Consider the following 19,840-nt stretch of genomic DNA (forward strand, 5'->3'; position numbering starts at 1 on the left):
GTTTTCCTATTATCGGGAATCAAAGAGGCGGAGAGGTGAAAATGATTGGTGGAAAATGCCTACGCATTAGGTCTGGTTGAAACTATTGGCTTTCCCGCAATGATTGCTGCTGCAGATGCCGCTTCGAAAGCAGCTGATGTAAAAATCACTACCTATCAAGGGGCAGATGCAGGGATTGTTACTATTTATATAGTGGGTGATGTTTCTTCCGTACAATCGGCTGTCATTGTAGGAGAAGAAGCGGCTAAAAAAGTCGGAATATTTCGTTATTCTCATGTTTTAGCGCGACCGGATGATCATGTTATCAAAATGCTCTTTCCAAAGCTTGAAGAAGAAAAAAAAGCTGTCAAAAGTGAAAAAGCAATCCAGCGAGTTGAACAGCCAGATACCATAGCTAGTGATGAAAAAGTCGATGAAAATGTAAAAGAACTTCATAAAAAAAGCACCCAAGAGTTAAGAAAGCTTGCCAATTCTTTAAGTGGCTTCCCTCTATCTCCCCAAGAAATTACAACTGCGAAAAAAGAGGAATTAATAAAATATGTAAATGCACTTCAGAATGGGAAAGGTGGGGATAAATGATGATGTTGGATAAAGATCTTGAATCGATTCAAGAAGCAAGACAGCTTCTTGAACAAGCAAAGTTAGCACAGCAAAAAATTGAAAAAATGTCTCAAGACCAAGTTGATCAAATTGTTCAGAGTATGGCTCAAGCTGCTACAAAGGAAGCTGGAAGGCTTGCAGCGATGGCTGTTAGTGAAACGGGATATGGAAAGATAGAGGATAAGCGGACAAAAAATTTATTTTCCGCTAGAGATATATTTGAATCAATGAAAGATAAAAAGACAGTAGGGATCATTTCTCGTAATGAAGAAAAACAAGTGTGGGAAGTAGCTGAACCGGTGGGCGTAATAGCCGGGATAGTCCCGTCCACTAACCCTACTTCAACAACAATCTTTAAAGCACTTATCTCATTAAAGTCCAGAAATGCCATCGTATTTAGTCCACATCCAACTGCTGCAAAATGTACAAATGAAACGGTGAGAATTCTGCAAGAAGCTGCAGAGGAAGCAAATGCACCAAAAGGAATCATTTCAAGCATTACTAATCCGACCCTTTCTTCGGCACATGAGTTAATTAATCATAAGTTAACGGATCTTATTTTAGCTACTGGTGGTACAGATATGGTTAAGGTTGCTTACAGTTCAGGTAAACCTGCATATGGGGTAGGACCTGGAAATGTTCCAGTTTTTATTCATTCCAGTGCAAATGTAGAAAAAGCCGTTAAACAAATCGTGCAAAGTAAAACATTTGATTATGGGACCATCTGTGCATCTGAACAAGCAGTCATTGTAGAAAAAAGTATAAAAAGAAAAGTGAAAAAAGAGTTGGAAAATGAAGGGGCTTATTTCCTGGATGATTATGAAAAGAAAAAAATAGGGGAAATCATCATGGTCAACGGGAGGTTAAATCCTGGAATAGTGGGCAAATCCCCACAAACATTAGCCAATATGGCAGGGATTTTCGTTTCAGATGGGATTAAGGTATTGATCGCAGAAGAAACGAATATCGGAAAGTCTTATCCTTTTTCAGTAGAAAAGTTATCACCAATTTTAGCTTATTATACTGTTGAGGATTGGCAGGAAGCTAGTCATGTATGTAATGAATTACTTAAAGTAGGCGGACTTGGCCATACGCTTGGGATTCATTCTGAAAACAAACAAATTATTGAAAAGATAGGGTTGGAACAAAAAGTATCACGAGTTGTAGTCAATTCCGGAACAACATTTGGCGGAATAGGTGCCACGACAGGGATTACACCATCAATGACACTTGGTTGTGGAACATATGGAAACAATGTATCGTCGGACAACATCGGTCCAGAGCATCTATTGAATATCAAACGAATTGCTTTTGGGGTTCGTGAAATGTCTAATGAACAGGAATCAGACAATGTTCATGCTCGAAAAGAGGAAACAGGTAGTGAGAAAACAATTTCAAGATCGGAAGTTATGGATATCGTAAAAAGCGTCCTGCAAGAACTGAAAATATAACTTATAAATGGGGAGGCATAAACAATGAGCATAGAAATGGGAGCATTAGGAATGATCGAAACAAAAGGGTTGGTAGGTGCAATAGAGGCCGCTGATGCCATGTCAAAAGCTGCAAATGTAAAGCTAATTGGTAAAGTACATGCAGGTGGAGGCCTAGTAACAGTTATGGTGCGGGGGGATGTTGGAGCGGTTAAAGCATCTGTAGACGCAGGAGCCGCAGCAGCTGAAAATATAGGAGAACTGATTTCCGTTCATGTCATTCCACGTCCTCATTCTGATATTGAACTTATTCTTCCGAAGTTGGAAGGATAAACAGTAGCTTATGGCAATTATAACGGAATCCAAATTAAGACGGATGTTGAAAACCGGGATTCCAAATCCATATCCTATTAGGGACGATAAACTAACTCCTGCGGCGGCTGATTTCTTAAGAGATAGAAAAATTGTCATTGGAAATCAGCACCATATTAAACATTCCTCAGCGTCAAATGAAAAGGAAATGCATTTAATGATTCCTGTGGGTGTTTCAAATAGGCATATTCACTTATCATCACATGATGTGGAAATACTGTTTGGAAATAATTACGAACTAACTCCCATACGAGAATTGTCACAACCAGGACAATTTGCTGCAAAGGAACAAGTCACTTTACTGGGGCCAAAAGGGATGATCCCAAATGTCCGAATCCTTGGACCGGTAAGAGAAGATACTCAAGTGGAAATATCTAAAACGGATGGATTTCAATTGGGAATCCATCCGCCCATACGGTTATCAGGTTCAATCGATGATACGCCAGGCTTGACGCTAATTGGACCAAAAGGCTGTATAGCTCTCCATAAAGGGGTGATTATAGCAAAGAGTCATGTGCATATGTCACCTAAGGATGCTCAACATTTTGACGTTAAGCATGGCGAGGGTTTACTTCTTCAATCAATAGGCGAGCGCTCTATAATTTTCTTGGATGTTATTGTTCGAGTAGCTCCGAGATATAAACTGGATTTCCACGTTGATCTAGATGAAGGAAATGCAGCAGGTTTGAAAACAGGTGACTATTTAAAAGTTGTTGGGAAAAATGGGGAATTCCTATCACAAAAAGGGAGGTGAGGAGGATCGAAATTCGTTCAATGGTAGAATCGGTTGTACGTGAAGTTTTACAATCTATTAAAGTGCAGAGGGAAAAAGAAAATAACGGAAAAGTTTTATTTGTCTTTTGTGATAGCTCAGCACATGAACCATTTACAGATCAGTTTATTAAATTGAAAAATGCAAATATAGCTTTTGATACTTTATTTTTAGATGGTGAAACATCATCTTGGATAGGCATGCAACAGGTTGAATCGAGCGGGGCTAGGAAAGTGATTGCCGCTGATGAATATGCTCCATCGGCAATGGAGCTCCCAAAAGGGTATGATGGGATCATTATTCCTGAAATTGATTTGGATAATGCGGCAAGGGTTGCTACTGGATTAAAAGGATCAATTAAGTCAGAAATCATTTTCTCAGCGAGCCTGTTGCAAAAATTCATATTAGTTGGCGAAGATGTACCAGGGATTAAACGATCGGATCGTAGTTGTTTGAAAGCACTCTCTTTACCAGCTCCATATCGTAAACAGTTTGATGAGTATATAAAGCAAATGACTGAGCTTGGCATAACGCTTTCACCGCAAAAGGATTTAGCTGATGTAATCATTAATAAACTTTGTAAAGAGCTGGAAGAGAATGGCCAAAATAAACAAGAGCCATTGGAAGAAAATCATTCTAAAGGCGATCATTTGCCCTACACCAAAAAGTTACTTACGACTGACTGGTTTGAATCAAAGTCCTATAGCCCGAATGATACCATTTACCTTCAGAAGGGGACCATCATTTCTCCTTTGGCAAAGGATTTGATTAAAGCTAATAAACTAAATGTCCTGTTTGTTAAAAAGGGTGTATAAGATGCTTTTAGGAAAAGTTATAGGAAGTGTTTGGACAACTCAAAAAGAAAAAGGAATGGAACATGTTAAATTATTGATTGTTCAGCCGTTAAATTCGTTGAAAGTATCAGTGGGGAATATTGTTATTGTCATGGATCGAATTGGAGCAGGTGTCGGTGAAACGGTTATAATCACACAAGGCTTACCTGCACAAAAGTTGACGAATGAAAAAAATTCTCCAATTGATGCAGCGATCATTGGCATAGTTGATTCTTTTGAAATTAAGTAGTCAAGTCATGTTTCAATCCAGTTACTTCTATTATTTAATTCAGGAAATAGAATAAAGCTTCCTTTGTCAAACGATGAAGGGGGCTTTTTGTTCACTAAAAGATCGTCTGTTTGGAGGGAATTTTATGGAGTTAGACTTTGAAAATCCAATCCCATTACACGCTCAATTAAAAACCATTTTGGAAGATCAGATTTTAGAAGGTTATTATAAGGATAAAATCCCAAGTGAAAGGGAACTCATGGACATGTATTCTGTCAGCAGGAGCACTGTACGGGAAGCTGTTTCCATCCTGGTTCGTGGAGGGATATTGGAAAAAAGGCATGGCAAGGGAACGTTCGTATCCCAAAAACCTGTACAGGAATGGCTTAAGATGATAAGTTTCACTGAAACTACTAAAAGCATGAGAATTAAATTACTTGATCATGGCCGTGTATTGACCCCTGAAAATATTGCAGATGCAAATGGTTTTGAAGATGAATCTTACCATATTAAAAGGCTGAGGTTACAGGAGGATGTCCCCATAGCGATTGAAATGCATTATTATTCTTTGGAATTAGGAAAAAAATTGACGAAATTCAATTTAAGTACAACAGTATTGTATGATGCGCTCGAAGGGAATCTAAACATTGACTTCAATGAAGCGGAACAAATTATTACATGCGGCTTTCCATCTAAAGAAGATGCTGAACATTTAGGTTTGAACGAAAGGATGTGCGTGTTGATTACAGAACGAATGATTTTTGATTCCAAGGGTAATTTGGTCGAATACTATAAAGGTTTATTCCGATCGGATATGCATTCATTTGCTATGAAGCTGAATCGAAAAAATAACTAATTTTATATCTACTAATCCCCATTTTGCCCCCTGGATATCAAGTTTTCATTCGTGAGCTAATTAATGCTGTTATCATCGTAGTTGATAAAATTTCTAGTCTTTTAGATATACCATGCACTAAATATGAGTGGATCTAGGAGGAGATGTTTCATGAAATTTAAGGCTTATCTTCTTTATTTTCAACAATACTTCAAGTATCCTTAATGAATAGCAACTACTGTAAATGAGGGATAAGCCGTGAAGCAAATATATAGTGATGTCATACAATTTCGGGGTACACATTATGAGTTTGGATACATGCAAGGGGAGGAATTAAAAGATTCACTAACGGTAAAAAATCGTGAAGATCAGTGGAAGATCAGGCAGCCGCGGTTTACGGTTGAGGAAGAAGAGGTCAAGAAAGCAATTACACAATTCGCCCCTGGAGTTTGGGAGGAATTACTGGGGTTGCAAGAAGCGTTGAAATGGCCAATGGACCGCGTGCTGCAAGAGTTCGGTGGATATCGATTGGATTATGTCCGGTCGGGCTGTTCCATCATGACTGGCGATGATTATCTCATTCGAAATTATGATTACCACCCAAAGACATATGAAGGACGCTATGTCTTATTCCAGCCAACCGATCAAGGGTATTCAAGCATCGGCCCGAGTCAGCGAGGAACTGGCCGGATGGATGGAATGAATGAAAAAGGTTTGGTGATAGGCTATAATTTCATGAATCGCAAGAACCCTGGTGATGGTTTCATTTGCTGCATGATTGGCAGATTGATTGTTGAATCTTGTGCGAACGTACAGGAAGCGGTCGCGATGTTGAAGGAAATCCCGCATCGTCATTCCTTCACTTACGTCGTCTATGATAAAAGCGGAAGTACCTATATCGTTGAAACCTCTCCGAGAAATGTAGAGGTGCGCACGTCAAATGCCTGTACCAATCACTTTGAAATCATGAAAAATGAGAACCGTAACCATCTCATCGATTCGAAACGCCGATTGGAGATCATCCAAGATCATGAAGGGAGACTTTCATCTGCCTACGATGCTTATCGATTGTTTAATGATACCAATCATGGTGTATTCTCGGATTTATATAGCAGCTGGGCAGGAACGATTCATACATCCGCTTATTTACCTAAGGAGATGAAAGCTTGGATTGCTTTGGGAGGGAACCAGGAGCCGACTTCAATAGATTTTGCAAAATGGCTCGAAGGGGAAGATATTGAGTTAGAACGAATCAGAGGTGTGGTTGATACGGATATTCCCTTCGTGCATATGGATGAGGGAGCAAATTGGTTTCGCTGAAGTAAATTTAAGCCTTACTTTGTTAATGGCCCAATCCTTGGATTGGGCTTCTTTTGTTGTTCTATTTTTAGGAAAACCTGGTACTATTTATTAGGGGGTATCACAGTAATATAATATGATAGAGTAACAGATTTTGGATTATAAAAAAGAAGTTGAGGTCTGTTTATTTGCCGTACTTGTACAATGAATAAGGGGATGTGCGAATGTTTTCTACAGCTATTGGATGGTTTCGGTTCATTACAATAATCGAGGGAATCTCATATGTTTTATTGCTTGGCATTGGTATGCCCATTAAGTACATATTGGATATTGGGGAAGCAACACTCATTTTAGGCAGCATCCATGGTTTCTTATTTGTCGTGTTTGGGCTTTTATTACTTTATGTGAGCATCATATCAAAATGGTCCTTTTTAAAAATGGCGATGATTTTCATCGTTTCATTCATCCCATTTGGGAATTTTGTAATCGACCGCAGGCTATTGAAGCAAAGTTAAATGATAAAGAATCATGCCCTAATACTTTTACTTTTGAAAAATCCATAAAAAAACGCCTTTCCATTTAAATGAAAGGCGTTTTTTTATGGATTTAAGCTTGCTATAAGGTTGGCACAAAGATGCTGTAAGAATGAGCATGTAAAGTATAAGTATCAACAATACTGAAGAGGTGAAACAAATGGAACCATTATTAAAAGTGGAAAATATAAAAAAAACATATGGTAAATCAAGTGCTGCCTACACAGCGTTGGAAAATATATCTTTTGACATTCATGAAGGTGAGTTTGTAGGAATCATGGGACCTTCAGGAGCGGGGAAATCGACGTTGCTCAATATGTTGGCAACCATTGATTCGCCGACTGAAGGGGAAATTTTCATGAATGATACGAGCATTCACGATATGAAAGGGGCAGACTTAACGGATTTCAGACGTGATAATCTTGGCTTCATCTTCCAGGATTACAATTTGCTCGACTCATTGACTGTGAAGGAAAATATATTATTACCACTGGCGATTGCGAAAGTTCCAGCGAAAGAAATTACTAACTTGGTGAATCGTATTGCTAAAGTATTTGGGATTGAAGATTTATTAGCTAAATACCCTTACCAAATCTCCGGTGGGCAAAAGCAAAGAACAGCTGCAGCCAGAGCGCTTGTGACAGAGCCTGCATTGATCCTTGCTGATGAGCCAACAGGTGCACTTGATTCAAAATCAGCAACAGGTCTGCTGGAAAGCTTAAGTGAGCTAAATGAAAAAAATAATTCGACCATCATGTTGGTGACACATGATGCATATGCCGCAAGCTTCTGCAGGCGGATCATTTTCATCAAGGATGGTACGCTTTCAACAGAAATTTATCGTCGTGGCCAATCACGTAAAGCTTTCTTCCAAGAAATTATGGATGTCCTTGCAACAATTGGAGGTGAGGTAGATGACGTTATTTAGTCTGGCGAGGAAAAATATTGCTCGGAACCTATCCCAATATTTTTTATATATCGCATCCATGGTATTTAGCATTATCATCTACTTCACATTTGTAACATTAAAATATAGCGATACAGTTGCAGAACAAACGGCTTCATCACAGAAATTAGATTCATTGATGAGTGGTGCGGCAGTCATCCTGATTTTCTTCGTTGCCATCTTTATTGCCTATTCCAATTCATTCTTTATGAAAAAACGTAAAAAAGAAGTGGCATTATATGCATTGCTTGGCGTACGTAATCGTCAGATTGGTTTTATGCTCTTCTTTGAAAATCTATTGCTAGGTTTGGTTTCATTGGTTGTCGGGATTTTACTTGGATTTCTTTGTTCAAAAGGATTCATGACGATTTTGATCTATTTAATGGGCTATGATGTCATGGCACCATTTACATTTTCGGGATCTGCAGCTTTGAACACCTCTATCGTATTTCTTATGATTTTTTTGGTGACATCATTCCAGGGCTATCGTTTGATCTATCAATTTAAACTAATTGATCTTTTCCATGCATCGAAAAAGGGGGAAGCTGCACCGAAGCCATCGATGATTGTAGCCTTTCTGGGGATTTTCCTGATTATCATCGGTTATTGGTTGGCGATGCAAGATCTTTTTACTTCTAAAGTATGGGAAAAGGTCGGCTTTTTAATGACGGCACTCATTATTTTGACAACGGTCATCGCCGGTACGTTTTTATTGTTTCATAGCGTGACAGGCTTTGTGTTGGCCGTGATTAAGAAAAATGAAAGATGGCTATGGAAAGGCCTGCACCTGATGACGATCTCGCAATTGCTATATCGCATTCGGGGAAATGCACGTACATTGACCGTAATTGCTGTGTTAAGTGCTACAACGGTAACGGCTGGCGGTGCGGTTTATGGTCTTTATTACAACGCGAATGACCAAGTTATGACCGTTGATCCGAATACCTTCATGTATCAGCAAACGGATGCAAAAAGCGATCATCAAGTCAGCACTGTATTGCCAAATACAAAGTATGATGAAAATGTCGAGGCACTATCTGTCACATTTAATACGAAAGAATTGAATAAGGGTTCGGCATTCGATAGCTCGGATAAACGGATTTACACGATAATCGATGAAAGAACATATAACAAATTAGCAGAAGTGCAAGGCAAGGTGGCACTGTATGTGAATAATGACAAAGCAGTCATTTTAGATATTGGATATGACAAAAGATTCTCACCTGAATACAAGGACAAGACCATCAGGACAGAAAACAACACGGCAATCACATTTCAAAGCTTTAAAACACAAACAGTACTAAATGCCGGAACAGCAGGCATTGCAGTGGTCGTATCGAATGAGCAATTTAAATCATTGCAAAAAGAAGGGGAAGCGCTAAAATATCGTGTCATCGGTGTTGATCAGGCTTCCACGGATTTATCTGAAAAAATTGCAAAACATGTGCCTGAAGAAGCGCTATTTTCCAGTGCCCCTCAAGATTTCCAAACAAGCATCGAAAGTGTAGGATCATTACTCTTTATCGGAAGTTTTCTTGGCCTGGTTTTTTTAGCGGCAACAGGCAGCATCATTTACTTTAAAGTTCTAACGGAAGCAGAGGAAGATAAATCACAATACAATATGCTTCATAAGATGGGCGTTAACGCAAAAGAAATGCGGAAATCCATTGCATCACAAGTGCTTGTAATCTTTTTCGTTCCACTGGCAGTGGGGTTATTACACAGTGCAGTTGCTTTAAAAGCCTTCTCGGGCTTATTGATGATGAATCTAGCAAAACCTGTGTTGATCTGGATGGCCGCTTATACAGTTATTTACGGTCTGTATTATATCTTAACGGTAGCTTCCTATAATCGTATTATCATACAAAATAATAAAACAGAAGGATGATCAAGATGAAGAAATTTCTTATGGTAGTCGGCATTTTGTTTATACTGGGAGCGGCAGGAGTCATCGCGCTTACTAAAATCGACTTTAACCGCATGAATGCCGATAATTATTATTTGCAAATTACAGAGGACGGGGTACAACATGAAACCAAACTGGACGATGGTTCAGTGATGACTTATTACTCTTATAAACTTGACGCCAAAAATGCAGATGGTGAAACGATACCGCTTAAATTCACGGCACAAAAAAACCTTCGAAAAGATGCTTACTTAAAGATGTACGTGAAAAATGGTGATGAAGTTTCGTCATATGATGAAGTGAAATTCGAGGATATTCCAAAAAAGGCACAAACAAAATAAATAGGAAAGAAGGGCTGTCTGTAAGTTATGGACAGCCTTTTCTCTGCAAGAAAAAAACTTATAAAAGTATCGTGATCGTGGTTCCCTTATTTTCAATGCTAGTCAAATCTAGTTTACCTTTATGAGCCAGAATGATGTCCCTTGCAATGGCCATTCCTAAACCGGTCCCATGTGTACTGGCAGTATTCGTACCTCGATAATAGCGTTCAAAAACCTGTTCTAAATCTTTGGCGGGAATACCGCGGCCATTATCGGCAATGGTAATTTGGGTATGCAATTCTGATTGTGGACCAAGATCATCAATTTGTATTTTCACAACGACATTTTCCTCGTTATGCACGAGTGCGTTATAGATAAGGTTAAATATCGCCCGTTTCAGTAATTTCTTATCCACCTTATGTGTTGCTTTGTCCACATTTGCCACAAACTCAACCTGTTGATCACCAAATTGTGAATCATTTAAAAGCTCGATCGTCATTTCTCTTATAAACCCGACGATATCAATATCTTCAAATTGCAAAGGAAGTCGTTGGTTGCGCAAACGCATCGTTAAATTCAGGTCATCCAACAAATCTTTCATATAAACGGACTGTCTATTGATAACGGATGTAAACTCATACAATTCCTGTGGTGTTAATTCAGTGGCGTTATCTTTCATCAATTCTGTATAACCATGGATGGAAGCAAGTGGTGTCTTCATGTCGTGGGAAATATTGCTAATCCATTCCTCACGCATTTGGTCGAGTTGATCACGTTCTTTTTCATACTGATCCAACTTCACCGATAGTTCATTCATATTGCGAAATACATCTTCATAAACGCCTTTTGGTATGCTCATTTTTTTAAAGCGCCGCTCCCGAAGCTGCTGAATTCCTTCTATTAATATGTTCAGCGGACTCGTTAATTTCTTTCCAAATAAGAATCCAATGACTAATGCAATGAGGATATCCACGATTAAAAATATTACTAGTAAGATGTTAAAGTTCTTAAAAACTTTTTCATAATCATAGGTTATTACATAGCGGCCAATTTTCTGTTCCTTAACTCCTACAAAATAGCTGAAATTATGGGCTTCGCCGACAAAAACAGTCGTTTCTGCATCAATTTCCTTATACTTATACATTTGGACGATTTCAACAGGAGAATATACGGTTTGCAATTTTTGAGGTGTATAAAAGGCTGCAACTTGCTCACCCTCATCATTCAAAAATTGTATCCAAGCGTTATTGTTCCGCAGTTTTTCCAGCCCTTCTTCATTTACGATCGGTTTGTTATCGATTAGTTCCACATATTGTGAAAATGTTCTGCTGAAATTTTCAGCAGAAACTTCTTCTGCCTCGAAATTATGCATGGCTCGATAAAAGAGTAGGGATAAAAGTAAAATTGTATTTACGATCCCTACGATTACAACAATTGTCACAACGGATCCTAAAAAGCGCCGTGTCAATTTCCACTTCATCTTGTTTCACCCTTGGTTTGCAGTTTATAACCAAGCCCTTTAACGGTTAGTAAAAAAGAGGGATTTGAAGGGTCTGCTTCGATTTTTTCGCGTAAACGGCGAATATGTACCATTACTGTATTATCAGAGCCAAAGAAATCATCGCCCCACACATGTTCAAATAAAGTTTCCTTGCTCAAGATCTGATTCGGGTGATGCATAAAGCAGCTCATCAGTCCGATTTCTTTAGCTGTGAGCTCAAGCGTTTTGCCATCCTTTTTCACTTCATTTTCATTTGCGCTAAGCTCAAAAGGACCAACTTGATATTTTTTCGGAGCCGCCTTTTCCTCTGAAAAGCCCGCACGCCTCAGCTGCGCCTTTACCCGATATGCCACTTCTTTCGGACTGAATGGTTTGGTAATATAATCATCCCCGCCAATCGCCAACCCTAGAAGCTTATCAATTTCCTCATCCTTTGCCGACAAAAATAAAATGGGCACATTCGACACTTCACGAATCTGCTTGCATAAATCATAGCCTTCACCATCAGGCAGCATAATATCAAGCAAGACCAGTGATGGATCGAACTCCTGAAACCTTGCCCACCCATCCGCAATCGTCCCCGCCGTAACAATATTCGGGATACCTTCTTTATGTAAAACTGTCTCCATGAGACGTGCCAAATCTTCTTCATCGTCAATAATTAAAATCCACTGATCATTCGACATTCTGCTACCTCCCAAACATCAATCATACCCTCCAGTATAGAGCACCCCTTAAGAAAAAATAAGGGGAGGAAAGATATTTAACGAACTCATTCCATTATTTTCACGAAACAGAGTCGAAAAAATGAAAATACCATTACATGAAAAGTTACTGTAGAGATCAGGATTCTGAGCCTGGTTCTTATTTTGTTAAGGGAGTTTCCGAAAGAAGATCATGCTTCATACTGATTTGGTAAAGGTTGTATGATAAACTGTTTAAAGTATTGTTAGGAAGATTATGCTAAGTGATATAGGATTCAGAAATTCGTTCCAAAGTACGTAGCGATTGTGGAAGAATAAAAGGAGAAAAAAATAATGGAAACAAAAAAGGTGTTACCCGTTCTTTTTTTAGTGATGTTTTTAGTCATGGTCGGATTTGGGATCATCATTCCCGTCATTCCGTTCCTTGCCGAAAAGGTTGGTGGCAGTCCTACAGAGCTTGGTCTTTTAATGGCTGTTTATTCATTAATGCAATTATTTTTTGCCCCGATGTGGGGACGCATATCTGACCGGATTGGACGTAAGCCTGTCATGATTATCGGGATTGCTGGACTGGCCATTTCGTTTTTCATCATGGCTTCGGCGGATTCCTTATGGGTATTATTTGTAGCCAGGATCATTGGGGGGATTTTGTCATCGGCAAACATGCCAACCGCAATGGCGTATGTGGCTGATATCACGACGCCGGAAGATCGGGGAAAAGGGATGGGAATCATCGGGGCCGCTACAGGGCTTGGATTCATCTTCGGACCTGCGATTGGCGGGGTATTCTCCAAATCAAGTTTGAACTTACCGTTTTACATTGCTGGAATATCCTCTTTGATTACTTTATTCTTAGTGATCGCGATACTAAAGGAATCACATACAGTAGAGAAGAGGGCCCAGCAGTCAAAAAATAAAGAGTCCATGTGGAAAGCCTTCAAAGGGCCTCTTAAGACCATGTTCTTTCTGCAAATGATCGTCACCCTTTCAATGGCAGGACTCGAAACGACTTTTGCCTATTTTGCAGCCAAAAAGGCTGATATAAATCTTGTACAATTAGGCTATATCTTTATGATCATGGGGTTTGGCAGTGCGATCGTTCAAGGTGGATTAGTGGGTAGGATGACAAAGAAATATGGGGAAGGCGCGGTTATCCGAATGGGAATCATCGTGTCGGCAGTTGGCTTCATTCTCATCCTGTTCTCTTCCGGTTTTTGGACATCGGCGATCTTCCTGACTATCTTCGGATTGGGTAATGGGTTCATCCGGCCGGCCATTTCGGCACTGCTGACCAAAAGTTCCATGACGGGCCATGGCAGTGTCACTGGCCTGCTATCTTCATTCGACTCGTTCGGCAGGATTGCGGGTCCCCCGATAGGCGGTTGGTTATTTTCGATTTCGATTGATTTACCATTTATATCGGGCGCAATCCTTTCCGTTTTTGCTTTGATTCTTTTTCAGTTATACCATGCACGGACACAGAGTGAACAGGTCCAAGCATCTCATTAATTTAATGATATGCAAATACCCCCCATTTCTAAAAATGGGGGGTGGCCGCGAGCGATGCTTGAATAGCACCGTGTTTTATTGGATCATATTGAGGAATTTACGTGTACGCGCTTCTTTAGGATTTGTGAAAATTTGCTCGGGTGTTCCCCGCTCCATTATTTTTCCTTCATCCATGAAAATGACTTCGTCGGCGACTTCACGGGCGAAACGCATTTCATGGGTCACCACGATCATTGTCATGCCTTCATCTTTCGCCAGGTTTTTCATGACCTGTAACACGTCCCCGACTAGTTCGGGATCTAAAGCGGACGTGGGTTCATCGAATAGCATGACCTTAGGCTCCATGGCAAGGGCCCTTGCAATTCCGACTCGCTGCTGCTGTCCGCCGGACAATTGAAATGGATAAAAATCGATTTTTTCACCTAAGCCCACTTTTGTAAGCAGGGCGGCAGCCGTTTCTTTCGCTTGATGTTTGGCTATGTTTTTTACAATGATGGGGCCTTCCATTACATTTTCCAATGCCGTTTTGTGGGGGAAGAGGTTATAGCTTTGGAAAACCATCCCTGTCAAACTGCGAAAAGATGTAATCGATTTTTTTCTAACGGGCTTCTTGAAGTCCATTACTGTTTCATCGATTTCAATCGTCCCGTCCGTTGGCACCTCAAGGAGATTCAAACACCGAAGAAAGGTTGTTTTACCTGAACCCGAAGGACCGATCAATACAATGACTTTACCTTGCTCCACTTCCAAATCGATGCCCTTTAATACTTCAAGGTCACCAAATGATTTATGAAGATTCTTAATGTTGATCATTTTAAAATCTCCTTTAACTACTGCGGTTCTTATTTTGCTACATAACGATTAAGTCTGTCCTCTAAACTTCCTTGAATGAAAGATAGAATGGTACACAAAATCCAATATAAAGCAGCTGCTTCCATGTAAAGTAGTAGAAATTCATAGTTTTTTGCAGCGATTTCTTGAGCTTTACGGAATAATTCCATTACAAGAATGAGTGATGCAAGCGATGTATCTTTTAAAAGGCTAATGAACGTATTGGATAATGGGGGAACGGATACCCGAGCTGCTTGCGGCAAGACAATCCGCTTTAAAGCTTGGGTATATGACATCCCGATTGAATAACCTGCTTCCCATTGCCCTTTTGGTATGGATAAAATGGCTGCTCGTATAATTTCCGAAGCGTATGCTCCAACACTTAGTGAGAAACCGATAATAGCCGATATGAAAGGATCGATGGTTACACCTAAATTTGGAAGTCCATAGAAAATGATAAATAATTGCACAAGTAATGGTGTCCCGCGGATGATTGACACATATACTCGCGCAATTATTTGAAGAATCCTAATGGAAGATAATCTAGCCAATGCTGTGAGTACAGCGAGAATAAGGCCGAGAACGAATGAGATCAATGTTAGTGGAATCGTATATTGAATAGCTCCCTCTATCATCGGATAGAGGGAGGTTTGAGCGATGGAAACAAGCTGGTCCATACGCTCGGGGTCGGTGAAAATATTACTTAGGAGAAACATCTTCACCAAACCATTTATCCGAGATTTTCGCGTACGTGCCGTCGTCTTTCATTGCTTTAAGGGCTTTGTTTACTTCTTCCACTAATTTGCCGCTGTCTTTCCTGAACATTAAACCACTTGCGACTCCGCTTTCTTCCTCATCAGCGACTTTGATAGGTGCATCCGGGTGTTGCTTTTTATAATCAAGGTACGATAATTTGTCATTGATCGTGGCATCCACACGTTTAGAAGCAATAAGCTGTACGGATTGAGAAAATCCTTCAATGCCTGTAACTTCAGCACCATGTGATTTGGCTAGATCATTGTAATTACTCGTTAAAGATTGTGCAGAGGTCTTGCCTTTCAAGTCATCGAAGGATTTAATATCCGAATTATCTTTGTGTACAAGCAATACGGCTCCTGATTGAATATATGGGTCAGAGAAATCATATTTCTTTTGACGGTCTTCATCGATGCCCACTTGGTTTGCGATCATATCAAATCGTTTAGCATCCAAGCCTGCAAACATGCCGTCCCATTGTGTTTCCTTGAATTCTGCTTTCACTCCAAGGCGTTTAGCAACTTCTTTAGCAATTTCAACATCAAACCCCGTTAGTTTATCTGAATCATCGTGGAATGTGAAAGGGGGGTATGTACCTTCAGTTCCAACAGTTAATACGCCATCTTTTTTGACTTTATCATATAGACTTTCTTGTGAAGAAGATTTATTGCCGGTATCGTTTGCCTCATTTTTGGTATTGGTACCACAAGCGGTAAGTACAACCGTGAAAGCTAACAATAGCGATAAAAGTGCAACCATTTTTTTCATTTGGGTAAACCTCCTAGTAATCTGATAGGGATTGATACTCTGTGATACTATACAAGAAAAGGAAAAAAGTCAATGAAAATAACTTACATCATTAGTGTTAATGAAACTTGGTGAATTATACGGATTTTCACGCATTGAAGTGAAATAATACTAAAAGAAAGATGTATCGTTATCCGAGGAAGGATTTTAAAGAAAGGGAAGGGTCATTAAGAATCCAAGGGGACAAAAAGGCCCTCCTCCACGTCGATTATTAGCTAAGTGGAGAGGGGGCTTCTTTAGAGCGTCCAGAACTATTGCAGGATACTTTTCAACTTAGTGTTTATCATGATTCCTATCCTCCACGCTGACGAAAATAGGGTTCGAATAGAACCAAAGGTCTTTATAGTTACGTTTGTTTATTTCTGAAAAACGCGTTTCGTTATCCTCGATTTCAGTTTTTGTATCGATCAGCGGTTCACCGTCCATCGTTTCTCCAGAGACATTTTCCCCTAGGTTCGTGCCTCGCAAACGGAAATATTGATCCTTATTTGCTTTGACTTTGTAAGTGATGGTATGAAAACCATCGCGATCGGTTTTCCAGTCTTTACTTGTAAAGCGTTTAACCACTTTTGTCGTATCATTGGTGGCTTTATTATAAGCAGGTGTTCCAGGAACCGCTTTCCCTGTTACTTCCCCCGAAATTAGGTCCACGTGGTCCACTTTGACGGAGTCCCCGTTGTTGTTCTTTTTAGGGCTCTTAAATCGGATGGTGATCTTGACCATCTGTCCTTCCTTCACCTTAAGGTCCCCGCCCATCTCAACCTTGTTGTTTCCGTTTTTAGCTTGGAAATCAAGGGCATCGATCAAGTCACCAAAAACGGAGAAGGATTTCCCTGATCGCATGCCGTCAAGGACGGATTTTACTGATGAGCCATTTACCCATGTATAATTCTTGGAATATTCTCCTGGCCAGTAACCGCTGGAGTATAGGCGATTTTCACTGATTTCGAAATGGGAGTCCGAATTGGAAAAATTCCAAAACTTACGGCCTTCCCCAAGAAGCGCATCCCATGCACCTCCTACCTTAGCAAGCATGTAATCGGATCCGCCATAGGTCCGGTTTTCCGGTGTTGCCAGGTTTAAACCGCCTCGATCTGGCTCCATCTGGTTACCTGGCATACCTTCAAATCCGAACATGACATCCGGGGCGATATTGTTGAAGTCACGAAAATCAGATATGTTGTAAACCCTCTTTCTTGATGGGTGGTTCAATATGGCATAACTTGTATGCTTATAATTTTTCTCAAGCCATGCCAATGCTGTTCGAGCATCCTCGGGTGTCTTATTGGCTCTTTGATCCTGTGCTTTCCAGACGGCTACATCCTTAGAATCAAACAACTTTTCATCCTGGTTGGTGAACAGATATTCGAACTGATTGCCAGCTTTCAGGCTTTTAGGTGAGCCCAGTTGATCTCCCAAAATGCCTATGCCGACATGCTCGTATGTAGGCATGTCCCATTCGAAGCCTGAAAAGATGACTTTATTTTTAAATTTGCCCTCTTTTTGCAGTTGTTCCATTTTCGGGGCTTGATATTGAATGATTCCCTGAGACAGCGGTATCGGCCCGCCTGGAATCAAATGTCCCTCATCATCCCTTGAAGACATCCTCAAGTGGTCGGAAATTCCCATCCAATCCAAGCCATACTTATTAAATGCGTTATTTAGCAAGCTCTCAAGGCTCTGTGATTCCGCGGCATCATCGGACTGAGTGGTATGGGCATGATATTCCCCTTTCATCCATCTGCCTCCCGGATTTGTCTGATTGTCTTCTGCATCTTTTGCAGCAACCGCGACCGGAAGACCCTGGAAAAGGATGGCTATGCTTAGAACCGAAACTGTGAAAGCCCTGAACTTATTAATCATTTTACCGACACCCTCCATATATTGAAATAATATTGAACAAGCTAATTTTATTGTAAAAGTATTAAGAATCCGTTTGGGGTGAGTATGGTTTTTGTAAAAGGAAAGACCGATTCTGGTACTAGTGGTTTAGAAATTGAAAGGAGGGGGAAGGGCTTGTAACAAAAAAGGTTGTAGAGAAAAAATTTTTTCTCTACAACCTTTAACGACTATTTTGCCGTAAATATTATTTAGCTTCGAGTAGATTGATATGATCTACAGTTTGATCTTCACCAACAATGAATTGAAGTTCATAATTTCCTGTCTTGTAAATGTAGTTGATTTCATTCTTACTGGAAATATGGCGTATTTCGTCAGCACTGCCGAGTTGTTTTACTAAAACTTTAGGTGTGATGCTTCCTAGATTATGGTCCCGTTCTACATTTGTCCCAAAATATCGGATTTGTGAAATGGTCTTTTCATCGTTATAGGCAAATGCAAATCCTGGATGCCCCATTTCTGCATGATAATAGTCAAAAGTATCATCTGTGTTACTTGGCTCAGGGGGGGAACCGAATGTCTCATATACATCTTTTTGGGTCTTTTCATTAATTTTTAAACCCATGGCAGTATAAGGCATTTCTCCTGAAAAGGCTTTATTGTAGATCTCATGTAAGGTGGTAAGAGCGTGTTCCTGAGCTAAGGCAGAAGCGGAATCCATTGTGGATGCAGCCTCAACCGGTTCTGTTGAAAACGATGTACCTGCCCCTAAAAGAGAACCGGTTAGAATAACCGCGCTAACCATTCTGGCAGCTGGTTTTTTGATAACATCATTTCTTATCCCTCCTATATCATTACTTTTCCACAATTTCCTAGCATGAAACATTTTTGGGTGAGCAATTGGAATGTTTGATAATGGTGGGGCATCAGGTACATTTCACAATCTTTCATTCTGTAAAATGTTTGGACCTTATAGGTCAATAAGGGATGTTTCATGCAGTCGAAAAATAAAGGCTCTTTTCGTAAAGATTGTTGTTTTTAAAACGAAACGATTTAAGGTTGATTGGAGCGCAAGTGCGAGACTCCTGCGGGAGCAGCGGGACAGGTGAGACCCCACAGGCGTTTACGCCGAGGAGGCTCACCGCCCGCCCCGCGGAAAGCAAGCATCTGGAGGGGAAGTCAACCACACCGCTTTACTTGGTAAATAGCAACAAAGTATGCGAAAACAGCCAAAATAAAAAAGGTGCTTCACCATGATGAAACACCTTTTGAAAATGATGTGATTAATCCCAAACGTTAATTCTAGGAACTCCAGCAGTTCTTAAGTAGTCCAATAATTGACCAGTATGTACAGACTCGTGATAAGCGATTCTTAACAACATGTCACCTAAATCCCTGATATATCCGATATTAGAGCGATCAATTTTAATATTGGATAAGTCGTCCTCGCTGAAGGATCTGATCGTTTCCAAAAAATCACGCCTGTAAGGTTCGGCAAAGTTCAATTCCGCTTCAACAGAGGTAAGTGGCTGTTTTTCAAATGGTGATTCATAAACTTGTAGGCTACCTTGATTTTTAATGGATAAATGATAGTAATGCTCACTATCAAGGACATGTCTAACCATTTCCAAACAGCTCATCGCCTTGTCGTCCGGTTTCCAATGGAGTGTGCTTTTAGGTATTGATGTCCAAAGCTTAATGTTTCTTCTTCTAACCTCTTCCAGATTTAAGATGATTAGTTCTATCGATTTCATAATTATCTCCCCTTTTTAGCAGGTATATTTTAACTATACACGAATGGACGCTGAGGATATGGGG

At 40.1% G+C, this 19,840-nt stretch carries 21 protein-coding genes; 13 read left to right on the forward strand and 8 right to left on the reverse strand.

Annotated elements, in window-relative coordinates:
* Positions 1–48: 48 nt before the first annotated feature.
* The 12 genes from QNH43_RS03355 (at position 49) to QNH43_RS03410 (ending at position 10,096) form a co-directional block, all read left to right on the forward strand.
* Positions 49–579, forward strand: a complete 531-nt coding sequence (locus QNH43_RS03355; protein WP_283916803.1) for a BMC domain-containing protein — start codon at positions 49–51, stop codon at positions 577–579.
* Positions 579–2,051 carry an acetaldehyde dehydrogenase (acetylating) gene (locus tag QNH43_RS03360; protein WP_283918272.1) on the forward strand — a complete coding sequence of 491 codons (1,473 nt, stop codon included), beginning with the start codon at positions 579–581 and terminating at the stop codon, positions 2,049–2,051. Before QNH43_RS03355 ends, QNH43_RS03360 begins: the two co-directional genes overlap by 1 nt.
* A gap of 24 nt (positions 2,052–2,075) precedes the next feature.
* Complete coding sequence (locus QNH43_RS03365; RefSeq protein ID WP_076372078.1) at positions 2,076–2,363, forward strand: BMC domain-containing protein; 288 nt, start codon at positions 2,076–2,078, stop codon at positions 2,361–2,363.
* A 10-nt stretch (positions 2,364–2,373) separates the two neighbouring features.
* On the forward strand, positions 2,374–3,156 hold the full coding sequence (pduL, locus tag QNH43_RS03370; RefSeq protein WP_283916804.1) for a phosphate propanoyltransferase: 783 nt from the start codon (positions 2,374–2,376) through the stop codon (positions 3,154–3,156).
* Entirely contained in the window at positions 3,153–3,989 is an 837-nt protein-coding gene (locus tag QNH43_RS03375) for a hypothetical protein (RefSeq protein WP_283916805.1), read from the forward strand. Before pduL ends, QNH43_RS03375 begins: the two co-directional genes overlap by 4 nt.
* Position 3,990: 1 nt before the next feature.
* A complete protein-coding gene (locus QNH43_RS03380; protein WP_283916806.1) occupies positions 3,991–4,257 on the forward strand; it encodes a EutN/CcmL family microcompartment protein in 267 nt (88 codons plus the stop codon).
* 124 nt (positions 4,258–4,381) lie between these two features.
* Entirely contained in the window at positions 4,382–5,092 is a 711-nt protein-coding gene (locus tag QNH43_RS03385; protein WP_283916807.1) for a GntR family transcriptional regulator, read from the forward strand.
* 237 nt (positions 5,093–5,329) lie between these two features.
* Entirely contained in the window at positions 5,330–6,391 is a 1,062-nt protein-coding gene (locus tag QNH43_RS03390; protein WP_283916808.1) for a C45 family autoproteolytic acyltransferase/hydrolase, read from the forward strand.
* Between the two features lie 203 nt (positions 6,392–6,594).
* Complete coding sequence (locus QNH43_RS03395; protein ID WP_283916809.1) at positions 6,595–6,885, forward strand: DUF3817 domain-containing protein; 291 nt, start codon at positions 6,595–6,597, stop codon at positions 6,883–6,885.
* 178 nt (positions 6,886–7,063) lie between these two features.
* Positions 7,064–7,831 (forward strand): ABC transporter ATP-binding protein, encoded by a 768-nt coding sequence (locus tag QNH43_RS03400; protein ID WP_283916810.1) that lies wholly within the window; start codon positions 7,064–7,066, stop codon positions 7,829–7,831.
* On the forward strand, positions 7,818–9,737 hold the full coding sequence (locus QNH43_RS03405) for an ABC transporter permease (protein ID WP_283916811.1): 1,920 nt from the start codon (positions 7,818–7,820) through the stop codon (positions 9,735–9,737). Before QNH43_RS03400 ends, QNH43_RS03405 begins: the two co-directional genes overlap by 14 nt.
* 5 nt (positions 9,738–9,742) lie before the next feature.
* Positions 9,743–10,096, forward strand: coding sequence for a YxeA family protein (locus tag QNH43_RS03410; RefSeq protein WP_283916812.1), 354 nt, complete (start codon positions 9,743–9,745; stop codon positions 10,094–10,096).
* A 58-nt stretch (positions 10,097–10,154) separates the two neighbouring features.
* On the opposite strand, the gene QNH43_RS03415 is transcribed toward QNH43_RS03410, so the two are convergent.
* Positions 10,155–11,555 (reverse strand): sensor histidine kinase, encoded by a 1,401-nt coding sequence (locus QNH43_RS03415; RefSeq protein ID WP_283916813.1) that lies wholly within the window; start codon positions 11,553–11,555, stop codon positions 10,155–10,157.
* Entirely contained in the window at positions 11,552–12,262 is a 711-nt protein-coding gene (locus QNH43_RS03420) for a response regulator transcription factor (RefSeq protein ID WP_283916814.1), read from the reverse strand. The genes QNH43_RS03415 and QNH43_RS03420 overlap by 4 nt, the downstream gene beginning before the upstream one ends.
* Before the next feature lie 351 nt (positions 12,263–12,613).
* On the opposite strand from QNH43_RS03420, the gene QNH43_RS03425 reads away from it, so the two are divergent.
* Complete coding sequence (locus QNH43_RS03425) at positions 12,614–13,789, forward strand: MFS transporter (protein ID WP_283916815.1); 1,176 nt, start codon at positions 12,614–12,616, stop codon at positions 13,787–13,789.
* Positions 13,790–13,864: 75 nt separating this feature from the next.
* Here the strand turns inward: QNH43_RS03425 and QNH43_RS03430 are convergent, their stop codons facing one another.
* The 6 genes from QNH43_RS03430 to QNH43_RS03455 all read right to left on the reverse strand — a co-directional run bounded on the left by QNH43_RS03430 (position 13,865) and on the right by QNH43_RS03455 (position 19,776).
* A complete protein-coding gene (locus tag QNH43_RS03430) occupies positions 13,865–14,602 on the reverse strand; it encodes an amino acid ABC transporter ATP-binding protein (RefSeq protein ID WP_283916816.1) in 738 nt (245 codons plus the stop codon).
* Between the two features lie 29 nt (positions 14,603–14,631).
* Positions 14,632–15,336 (reverse strand): amino acid ABC transporter permease, encoded by a 705-nt coding sequence (locus QNH43_RS03435; RefSeq protein WP_283918273.1) that lies wholly within the window; start codon positions 15,334–15,336, stop codon positions 14,632–14,634.
* A complete protein-coding gene (locus QNH43_RS03440) occupies positions 15,320–16,144 on the reverse strand; it encodes an amino acid ABC transporter substrate-binding protein (protein WP_283916817.1) in 825 nt (274 codons plus the stop codon). The genes QNH43_RS03435 and QNH43_RS03440 overlap by 17 nt, the downstream gene beginning before the upstream one ends.
* A gap of 312 nt (positions 16,145–16,456) precedes the next feature.
* On the reverse strand, positions 16,457–18,046 hold the full coding sequence (locus QNH43_RS03445) for a CehA/McbA family metallohydrolase domain-containing protein (RefSeq protein WP_283916818.1): 1,590 nt from the start codon (positions 18,044–18,046) through the stop codon (positions 16,457–16,459).
* Positions 18,047–18,269: 223 nt separating this feature from the next.
* Positions 18,270–18,890: a YjgB family protein gene (locus QNH43_RS03450; RefSeq protein WP_283916819.1), complete on the reverse strand. Its 621-nt coding sequence runs from the start codon at positions 18,888–18,890 to the stop codon at positions 18,270–18,272.
* A 415-nt stretch (positions 18,891–19,305) separates the two neighbouring features.
* Entirely contained in the window at positions 19,306–19,776 is a 471-nt protein-coding gene (locus tag QNH43_RS03455) for a DinB family protein (RefSeq protein ID WP_076371073.1), read from the reverse strand.
* Positions 19,777–19,840: the final 64 nt, after the last annotated feature.

This window comes from Peribacillus simplex (genome assembly GCF_030123325.1).
In the GTDB taxonomy this organism is placed as follows: Bacteria; Bacillota; Bacilli; order Bacillales; family DSM-1321; genus Peribacillus; species Peribacillus simplex_D.

Excerpts from the sequence above, each read along its gene's own strand:
- QNH43_RS03385 (WP_283916807.1), top strand. The coding sequence starts at position 4,382 with ATGGAGTTAGACTTTGAAAATCCAATCCCATTACACGCTCAATTAAAA.
- QNH43_RS03380 (WP_283916806.1), top strand. The coding sequence starts at position 3,991 with ATGCTTTTAGGAAAAGTTATAGGAAGTGTTTGGACAACTCAAAAAGAA.
- QNH43_RS03365 (WP_076372078.1), top strand. The coding sequence starts at position 2,076 with ATGAGCATAGAAATGGGAGCATTAGGAATGATCGAAACAAAAGGGTTG.
- QNH43_RS03400 (WP_283916810.1), top strand. The coding sequence starts at position 7,064 with ATGGAACCATTATTAAAAGTGGAAAATATAAAAAAAACATATGGTAAA.
- QNH43_RS03435 (WP_283918273.1), bottom strand. The coding sequence starts at position 15,336 with ATGTTTCTCCTAAGTAATATTTTCACCGACCCCGAGCGTATGGACCAG.
- QNH43_RS03415 (WP_283916813.1), bottom strand. The coding sequence starts at position 11,555 with ATGAAGTGGAAATTGACACGGCGCTTTTTAGGATCCGTTGTGACAATT.
- QNH43_RS03445 (WP_283916818.1), bottom strand. The coding sequence starts at position 18,046 with ATGATTAATAAGTTCAGGGCTTTCACAGTTTCGGTTCTAAGCATAGCC.
- QNH43_RS03405 (WP_283916811.1), top strand. The coding sequence starts at position 7,818 with ATGACGTTATTTAGTCTGGCGAGGAAAAATATTGCTCGGAACCTATCC.
- QNH43_RS03395 (WP_283916809.1), top strand. The coding sequence starts at position 6,595 with ATGTTTTCTACAGCTATTGGATGGTTTCGGTTCATTACAATAATCGAG.
- QNH43_RS03425 (WP_283916815.1), top strand. The coding sequence starts at position 12,614 with ATGGAAACAAAAAAGGTGTTACCCGTTCTTTTTTTAGTGATGTTTTTA.
- QNH43_RS03430 (WP_283916816.1), bottom strand. The coding sequence starts at position 14,602 with ATGATCAACATTAAGAATCTTCATAAATCATTTGGTGACCTTGAAGTA.
- QNH43_RS03420 (WP_283916814.1), bottom strand. The coding sequence starts at position 12,262 with ATGTCGAATGATCAGTGGATTTTAATTATTGACGATGAAGAAGATTTG.
- QNH43_RS03410 (WP_283916812.1), top strand. The coding sequence starts at position 9,743 with ATGAAGAAATTTCTTATGGTAGTCGGCATTTTGTTTATACTGGGAGCG.
- QNH43_RS03455 (WP_076371073.1), bottom strand. The coding sequence starts at position 19,776 with ATGAAATCGATAGAACTAATCATCTTAAATCTGGAAGAGGTTAGAAGA.
- QNH43_RS03360 (WP_283918272.1), top strand. The coding sequence starts at position 579 with ATGATGTTGGATAAAGATCTTGAATCGATTCAAGAAGCAAGACAGCTT.
- pduL (WP_283916804.1), top strand. The coding sequence starts at position 2,374 with ATGGCAATTATAACGGAATCCAAATTAAGACGGATGTTGAAAACCGGG.
- QNH43_RS03440 (WP_283916817.1), bottom strand. The coding sequence starts at position 16,144 with ATGAAAAAAATGGTTGCACTTTTATCGCTATTGTTAGCTTTCACGGTT.